We start from the raw sequence: 8,151 nt of genomic DNA on the forward strand, positions 1-8,151 counted from the left end.
CAAAAAGTGAATTATGTAAAAACACACAATATTCTAAAAAATATTGTGTGTTTTTTCGTTGACATTCGGAAACGGTGAGAGTAAACTTAAAACATATAAAATTACTAGGAATTAGGAGTGGAAAACATTATGACATACCAAATCGCAAATTCTGTTGCTGACTTAGTTGGTAACACACCATTAGTAAAATTAAATCACGCTACAGGCCCGAACGATGCAAACGTATACGTGAAATTAGAGTATATGAACCCAGGTTCTTCTGTAAAAGACCGTTTAGCATTAGCAATGGTAGAAAAAGCAGAAAAAGATGGCATCCTAAAAGAAGGTAGCACATTAATCGAACCAACATCAGGTAACACAGGTATCGGTCTTGCGATGATCGCTGCAGCAAAAGGATATAAATCAGTCATCGTAATGCCTGATACAATGTCTCTAGAACGTCGTAACCTATTACGCGCTTACGGTGCTGAATTAATTTTAACTCCAGGTGCGGACGGTATGAAAGGTGCAATCGCGAAAGCGGAAGAACTATCTAAAGAAAACGGTTGGTTCTTACCACAACAATTCGAAAACCCAGTGAACGCAGTAATGCACTACGAAACAACTGGTCAAGAAATCGTAAAAGCATTCAAAGAAGCTGATCTTCAAGTAGATGCATTCATCGCGGGTGTTGGTACTGGTGGTACAGTATCAGGCGTTGGTAAAGCGTTAAAAGAAAACTTCTCTGACGTTGAAATCATCGCTGTTGAACCAAAAGATTCGCCAGTTCTTGAAGGCGGTAAACCAGGTCCTCACAAAATCCAAGGTATCGGTGCAGGTTTCGTACCAGCTACGCTAGATACAGAAGTATATGATGTAGTAATCGGTGTAGAAAATGACGATGCATTCGAAACATCTCGTAAAGTAGCAAAAGAAGAAGGTATCTTAGGTGGTATTTCTTCAGGTGCTGCGATTTGGGCTGCTGTTGAAACAGCTAAAAAATTAGGTAAAGGCAAAAACGTTGTAGCAGTACTTGCTTCTAACGGTGAACGTTACCTATCAACTCCTTTATATCACTTCGACGATTAATTCGTTTGAAGCAAGAGGAATCGCGTTTTTACGCGGTTCCTTTTTTTAATGGAAAAAAGTGTCCCAGAGCACAACTTATGTTATATGATGCACGTAGGTAAGAAAAAAGACAGAGAACATGTTGGAGGTAGCGAGACGTGAACATTGTACAGTCAAACACTTTTTCATTAACACCAGATGCCTTTTTTTACGGCTATAAGCAGCAAACAGCGCATCTAGCACATCATCTTTTTTTAGAGAGTGGCCGAGGTGGAAAGCAATCCATTGCCGCATGGAATCCACTCGCTATTGTGGAAGCAATTGAAGGTGGTATCAAAATTACGTGGCGTGATGGTCGCGTAGAGCAACAATACGGTGAGGCACTACAGCTTGCGGAAGATTTTGTTATGCAGTATCGCACTGATTGCCCGCATGATTATTTTTATGGCGGGGCAATTGGGTTTATTACGTATGATTATGTACGTCAAATCGAAAAAATACCGACGATTGCTGAAGATGACTTACAGGTACCGGATATTTTCTTTTATGTTGTTGATCACTGGGCAGTATTAGATGTCGCAACAAATACCGCACGTATGATGAAGCTAGAAAGTAGCTCTATCGATGTCGAGCAGGCGGCAAGAGACTACGAAGCGGCAGCGACTGTAGGGCTTACTATGCGAAAATTCAATCAAACAGACGCCTTACCGGTAGCGATGGATGTACGTCGTTTAAAATCAATGTCAGGCGCGCAGTTTGAAGCAGCTGTGACAAAAATTCAGGACTATATCGCGGCAGGTGACGTTTTTCAGGTCAATTTATCGGTGCGCCAGGAGGAAACCCTTGATGTCCCACCAATTGATGTATACGAGGCGCTACGTACATTTAATCCATCACCATATATGTCCTATATCGCGGCACCTACGTTTGCGGTAGCATCTGGCTCTCCGGAACTCTTAATTGAGAAAAAGGGCGACGCTTTATCGACGCGTCCGATTGCTGGCACACGTCCACGCGGTGCAAATGATGCGGAGGATTTAGCCTTAGCGAAGGAATTAATCGACAATGAAAAAGAACGTGCAGAACATGTGATGCTTGTAGATTTAGAGCGCAATGATTTAGGGCGTGTAGCAGCATATGGCTCCGTCCATGTCGATGAATTTATGGTTATCGAAAAATATTCCCATGTGCAGCATATTGTATCGAATGTACGAGGTACAGCACGCAAAGACCAAACGAATGCAGATATGATTCGAGCCGTATTCCCAGGAGGAACGATTACGGGTGCACCGAAAATTCGTACGATGGAAATTATTGAAGAACTGGAGCCCGTACGCCGTGGTCTGTATACCGGCTCGATTGGCTGGCTTGGCTTCAATGGCGATTTTGATTTAAATATCGTTATTCGCACTGCGTATATTCAGCATAATACGGCATATATTCAAGCAGGTGCAGGCATTGTCATTGACTCGGTACCAGAGCGTGAATATATCGAATCGCTTAATAAGGCGAAGGCAATGTGGCAGGCAAAACAGATGGCGGAGGCGTAGCACGATGATTTTAATGATTGATAATTATGATTCATTTACGTATAACTTAGTACAGTATTTTGGCGAGCTTGGTCAGGAGCTTCGTGTTGTACGCAATGACCAACTGACACTTCAAGACATTGAGGCGCTAGCGCCAGAAATGATTGTTATTTCACCAGGACCACGTACACCAGATGATGCGGGCATTAGCCTCGAGGTGATTCGTCACTTTGCGGGACGGATTCCGATTTTTGGTGTGTGCTTGGGGCATCAAGCCATTGCGCAAGTATTTGGCGGCGATGTCGTGCGCGCAACGCGTTTAATGCACGGTAAAACTTCACCAATTCTTCATAACAATACCGGCGTCCATCAGCAACTCGCAAATCCATATTTGGCGACGCGCTATCATTCGCTAATTGTAGACCGCAAGACCCTACCAGATTGTCTAGAAATTACGGCATGGACAGCAGAGGGGGAAATCATGGGGCTACGACATAAGGCGCTTGCAGTCGAAGGGGTACAGTTCCACCCCGAGTCGATCATGACCGAAAGTGGCAAGCAGCTGCTCCAAAACTTTATTGATGCATATGTGGAGGTCGGATAAATGTGGTGTTTTCATAATGGTATGTATGTAAAGGCAGAGGATTTACGCATTTCACCGTTTGATCATGGCTATTTGTATGGTCTAGGTGTTTTTGAAACACTGCGAACTTATGATAGCAAGCCTTTTTTATGGCATGAACATTTTACACGAATGCAGGAGGCGCTTAGTGTCTATCATATTCAATTGCCGTATACAGAGCAGGAGTTACACGATGTTATAATGGAATTAAATGTGCGTAATGGCGGTGATGATGGTTATTTCCGTATAAATGTGTCAGCCGGTGAAGCGGGCATTGGTCTTGCGAAGACGACTTACGACGAGCCAACTGTCATCGTTTTTCGCAAGCCGCTTGAGCTGCCGCCTCGTGGTACGGAAAAAAATGCAGTGTGGCTAGATACGGTGCGTAATTCGCCGGAGCAACATACCCGTTTTAAGTCACATCATTATGCGAATAATATCGTAGCTCGCTTTGAAATACCTTCATTAGCATCGCTTGAAGGCTTCTTTTTAAATGATCAGGGCTATGTAGCAGAGGGCATTACGTCGAATATCTTTTGGGTAACGGATGGTATCATTTATACACCGGCACTATCAACAGGTATTTTACCAGGAATTACGCGTGCACATGTCATGACACTTGCCCCGGTGATAGAAGGTACATTTACAAAAGAGGATATGCTACGAGCAGATGAATGCTTTATTACGACGTCGATTCAGGAATTGATTCCGATTCGTGCAGTAGGTGATAAGCAATTTGCGGGACGTGATGGTGCGGTCTATCAGGCACTGCATGCACGTTATATTGAAACGATAAAGGAGTCTTAACGGTGAATTTAGAGCATTATAAGCCAGTCGAGATAGCTGGACATACATTAGATTTTCAACATGAAACCTTTGTGATGGGTATTTTAAACGTGACCCCGGATTCATTTTCTGACGGTGGTCAATTTAATACGGTCGAAACAGCCGTTGCCCATGCGAAGCAAATGGTCGCAGATGGCGCAAAAATTATCGATATTGGTGGCGAGTCTACACGCCCAGGGCATACACCAATTTCTGCTGAGGAGGAAATGGCACGAATTTTACCGGTCATCCGTGCGATTCGTAGTGAAGTTGATGTGTTATTATCCGTCGATACATTCAAATCTGAGGTAGCACGCGCAGCAGTTGAAGCGGGTGTGCATATTATTAATGATATTTGGGGGGCACAGCATGACCCGAAAATCGCGGATGTGGCAGCAGAACTGCATGTCCCAATTATTTTAATGCATAATCGTGTTAATACCGATTACGGCGATAACTTCTGGGCGTCTGCAAAAGCTGATATCGAGCGAAGCATTACGATTGCGAAAAATGCTGGTGTTCCTGATGAGCATATTTGGCTCGACCCAGGTGTAGGCTTTGCGAAAACACGCGCGCAGGATTTAGAAATCATGCGTTGTCTACCAGAGCTAAGTGATATGGGCTATCCCGTTCTGTTGGCGACATCGCGTAAGCGCGTCATTGGTGATGTACTTGATTTACCGAAGGACGAGCGAATGGAAGGAACAGCTGCTACATGCTGTTATGGCGTAGACAAGGGCTGTCATATGGTACGTGTGCATGATGTGAAGCCGATTGCACGCATGATGAAAATGATGGATGCACTGAAATAGGAGGAAAACAAATGGATTATATTCATATTAAGGATATGGAATTTTACGGCTACCATGGTGTGCTTGAGCAGGAGACTGTACTTGGTCAGCGCTTTCGTGTGACACTTGCGATTGCGGTTGATTTACAGCATGCAGGGGAAACGGATGATTTAACCGATACGGTAAGCTATGCGGAGGTATTTGAGATTTGCCAAAAAATCGTTGAAGGCAAGCCGTATCAATTAATTGAAGCGGTAGCAGAGCACATCGCAAAAGCGGTTCGTGAGGCGTATCCAACAGCAGTGAAAGGCATTCGTGTTGAAGTCATTAAGCCAGATCCACCGATTCGTGGACATTACCGCGAGGTCGCTGTGGAAATTACACGAGGTGACTTTTAATGAATGAAGCTTATATTTCACTAGGGTCCAATATGGGCGATAAAGAGGAGGCACTACGCCATGCCGTTGCGCTTTTAAATGAACATGAAGGCATCCGTGTGTTAGCAGTTTCTTCTATATATGATACGGACCCCGTTGGCTATGAGGAGCAGGATGTGTTTTTGAATATTGTCGTAAAAATTGAAACGACACTCGCCGCACAGCCCTTACTCGAAGTGTGCCAGAAAATTGAGCAGGAATTAAAGCGTGTGCGTATCATTCGCTGGGGGCCACGTACGATTGATTTAGATATTTTATTATTTAATGATGAAGTAATTGAAACCGATACATTAAGCGTACCGCATCCACGTATGCATGAGCGTGCGTTTGTGCTCGTACCATTAATGGAATTAGATAAAGCCATTGCATTGCCAACAACAAAACGTACGATTAGTGAACATCTACAAGAAATTGGCGATGGTGGCGTACGTATTTATCGCTCATTCTAAAAAAATTCAGAGCGTGTACTTTTGCATAAGAGCGCCTTTAAACACAGTGGAATGGACGTAAGCTGTAGAGGAATTAGTGGCGACTTCGTTCATTTCTGCTATTATAGAAGGGTAGATTTTCAAATAATTTAAGCAGAAGTAGTGAATTAGCACGCATTTTTGTGTACAATTAATCCATTATGGACTGTTTTTGTAACAATACTAAGGAGTGAAATAATCGTGGCAGAAGAAATTAATGACCAACAACAGGTTCGACGCGACAAAATGGATGAAATCCGTTCACAAGGCATCGATCCTTTCGGTCACCGTTTTGACCGTACGCACTTAACAAGTGACTTACGCGCTCAATACGCTGACACAACGCAAGAAGAATTCGAAGAAAACCCTGTAGAAGTAGTACTAGCAGGTCGTATCATGACGAAACGTCGTAAAGGTAAAGTAACTTTCGCAAACATCAAAGACTTCGGTGGACAAATTCAAATTTACGTACGTAAAGATGCAATCGGTGAAGATCCTTATGAAATCGTGAAAAAAGCCGATCTTGGCGATATCGTCGGTGTAAAAGGGAACCTATTCAAAACACATGTAGGTGAATTAACAGTTAAAGTTACTGAATTTACGTTCCTTTCTAAAGGTTTACGCCCATTACCAGAGAAATTCCACGGTTTACAAGATGTTGAGCAACGTTACCGTCAACGCTACTTAGATTTAATTACAAGTGATGATAGCATGAAAACATTTGTGACTCGTACACAAATTATTAGCGCAATTCGTTCGTTCTTAAATACAAAAGGTTTCTTAGAAGTAGAAACACCGATGCTAAATGCAGTAGCAGGTGGTGCAGCAGCACGTCCATTCGTGACACACCACAATGCCTTAGATGCACAAATGTATATGCGTATCGCAATCGAACTATACTTAAAACGTTTAATCGTTGGTGGTATGGAAAAAGTGTATGAAATCGGCCGCGTATTCCGTAACGAAGGTGTATCAACTCGTCACAACCCAGAGTTTACACTTCTTGAGTTATATGAAGCATATGCAGACTACAACGATATCATGGACTTAACAGAAGATTTATTCGTACACGTAGCACAAGAAGTAATTGGTACAACTCAATTACAATACGGCGACGACGTAATCGATTTATCTAAAGGCTGGAAACGTCTACACATGGTAGATGCAGTTAAAGAAGCTACAGGCGTTGACTTCTTCCAAGAAATGACGAAAGAAGAAGCACAAGCTCTTGCGAAAGAACACCACATTGATATCAAAGATACAATGGAAGTTGGTCACATTATTAATGAATTCTTCGAACAAAAAGTAGAAGAAACATTAGTACAACCTACATTTGTCTATGGTCACCCAGTGGAAATCTCTCCATTAGCTAAGAAAAACCCTGAAGATCCTCGTTTCACTGACCGTTTCGAATTATTCATCGTACGTCGTGAACATGCAAATGCATTCACAGAACTTAATGATCCAATCGACCAACGCGAACGCTTCGAAGCGCAAATGGTAGAAAAAGAACAAGGTAATGATGAAGCGCATGATATGGATGAAGACTTCTTAGAAGCTTTAGAGTATGGTATGCCGCCAACAGGTGGTCTAGGTATTGGTATTGACCGTATGATCATGTTATTAACAAATGCACAATCAATTCGTGACGTATTATTATTCCCATTAATGCGCCAACGCTAATTAATAATAGTAGAAAAAGGAGCTAGATTTATGCTAGCTCCTTTTCTTTTTGTTTAAAAACAGTGATTTTATAAGGATGTTTAAAATGAGAGAACTTGAAATAGCGAAAGACGTTCTTATGAGAGTAATAATAGTTCAATTTAAGTCTTGTAATAACTGCAAAATTACATTAGAATAGTATTTGTCATCAACGAGGTATTCATACTTGAAAAACTTCGTTAGCAGCTGTATACTAATAAAGTTGCTGAAATAAAGCATTTAAATATTTTTAAAAAGTTGTTGACATTAAGTTCTCTACTTGATATAATATTTAAGTCGCTAAGAGGTGACGCTAACAAAACGATAAAAAATTCGAAAAAAGAATTTGAAAAAAGTTCTTGACATCGAAAATGAGTTATGTTAGAATAATTAAGTCGCTAAGGAAACTTACTGACAACGAAATGAACCTTGAAAACTGAACAAGCAAGATGTAATCACAATAAATTCGGTTCAATTGAATCGAAAAAAATGTTATCGAGCAAGATAACGCTAGCAAAGCAAATGAGCTTTCAAACACTTTTTATGGAGAGTTTGATCCTGGCTCAGGACGAACGCTGGCGGCGTGCCTAATACATGCAAGTCGAGCGAATGACGAGAAGCTTGCTTCTCTGATTTAGCGGCGGACGGGTGAGTAACACGTGGGCAACCTGCCCTGTAGACTGGGATAACTTCGGGAAACCGGAGCTAATACCGGATAATTCTTTTAGCCTC

Annotated in this window: 8 protein-coding genes and 1 rRNA gene; all 9 read left to right on the plus strand. The window is 42.1% G+C overall.

The annotated features are described in order from the left end of the window. Window positions 1-129 precede the first annotated feature (129 nt). A complete protein-coding gene (gene cysK / locus QI30_RS00235; protein ID WP_126988960.1) occupies window positions 130-1,068 on the plus strand; it encodes a cysteine synthase A in 939 nt (312 codons plus the stop codon). Between the two features lie 137 nt (window positions 1,069-1,205). Then, window positions 1,206-2,597: an anthranilate synthase component I family protein gene (locus tag QI30_RS00240; RefSeq protein ID WP_126988961.1), complete on the plus strand. Its 1,392-nt coding sequence runs from the start codon at window positions 1,206-1,208 to the stop codon at window positions 2,595-2,597. Window positions 2,598-2,601: 4 nt separating this feature from the next. Next, window positions 2,602-3,180 (plus strand): aminodeoxychorismate/anthranilate synthase component II, encoded by a 579-nt coding sequence (gene pabA / locus QI30_RS00245; protein ID WP_126988962.1) that lies wholly within the window; start codon window positions 2,602-2,604, stop codon window positions 3,178-3,180. Next, window positions 3,181-4,005: an aminodeoxychorismate lyase gene (pabC, locus tag QI30_RS00250; RefSeq protein ID WP_126988963.1), complete on the plus strand. Its 825-nt coding sequence runs from the start codon at window positions 3,181-3,183 to the stop codon at window positions 4,003-4,005. It abuts the gene before it with no gap. 2 nt (window positions 4,006-4,007) lie between these two features. After that, on the plus strand, window positions 4,008-4,835 hold the full coding sequence (folP, locus tag QI30_RS00255; RefSeq protein WP_126988964.1) for a dihydropteroate synthase: 828 nt from the start codon (window positions 4,008-4,010) through the stop codon (window positions 4,833-4,835). A gap of 11 nt (window positions 4,836-4,846) precedes the next feature. Then, entirely contained in the window at window positions 4,847-5,212 is a 366-nt protein-coding gene (gene folB / locus QI30_RS00260) for a dihydroneopterin aldolase (RefSeq protein ID WP_126988965.1), read from the plus strand. Next, on the plus strand, window positions 5,212-5,700 hold the full coding sequence (gene folK / locus QI30_RS00265; protein ID WP_126988966.1) for a 2-amino-4-hydroxy-6-hydroxymethyldihydropteridine diphosphokinase: 489 nt from the start codon (window positions 5,212-5,214) through the stop codon (window positions 5,698-5,700). Before folB ends, folK begins: the two co-directional genes overlap by 1 nt. 219 nt (window positions 5,701-5,919) lie before the next feature. Continuing rightward, entirely contained in the window at window positions 5,920-7,401 is a 1,482-nt protein-coding gene (gene lysS / locus QI30_RS00270; protein ID WP_370323565.1) for a lysine--tRNA ligase, read from the plus strand. A 558-nt stretch (window positions 7,402-7,959) separates the two neighbouring features. Beyond that, window positions 7,960-8,151 (plus strand): 16S ribosomal RNA (locus tag QI30_RS00275); the annotation flags it as partial.

It is taken from the genome of Candidatus Kurthia intestinigallinarum (assembly GCF_003991225.1).
Classification (GTDB): domain Bacteria; phylum Bacillota; class Bacilli; order Bacillales_A; family Planococcaceae; genus Kurthia; species Kurthia populi.

Bases quoted from the DNA above. Each gene is read 5' to 3' on its own strand.
- folK (WP_126988966.1), top strand. From the start codon at position 5,212: ATGAATGAAGCTTATATTTCACTAGGGTCCAATATGGGCGATAAAGAG.
- cysK (WP_126988960.1), top strand. From the start codon at position 130: ATGACATACCAAATCGCAAATTCTGTTGCTGACTTAGTTGGTAACACA.
- folB (WP_126988965.1), top strand. From the start codon at position 4,847: ATGGATTATATTCATATTAAGGATATGGAATTTTACGGCTACCATGGT.
- pabC (WP_126988963.1), top strand. From the start codon at position 3,181: ATGTGGTGTTTTCATAATGGTATGTATGTAAAGGCAGAGGATTTACGC.
- pabA (WP_126988962.1), top strand. From the start codon at position 2,602: ATGATTTTAATGATTGATAATTATGATTCATTTACGTATAACTTAGTA.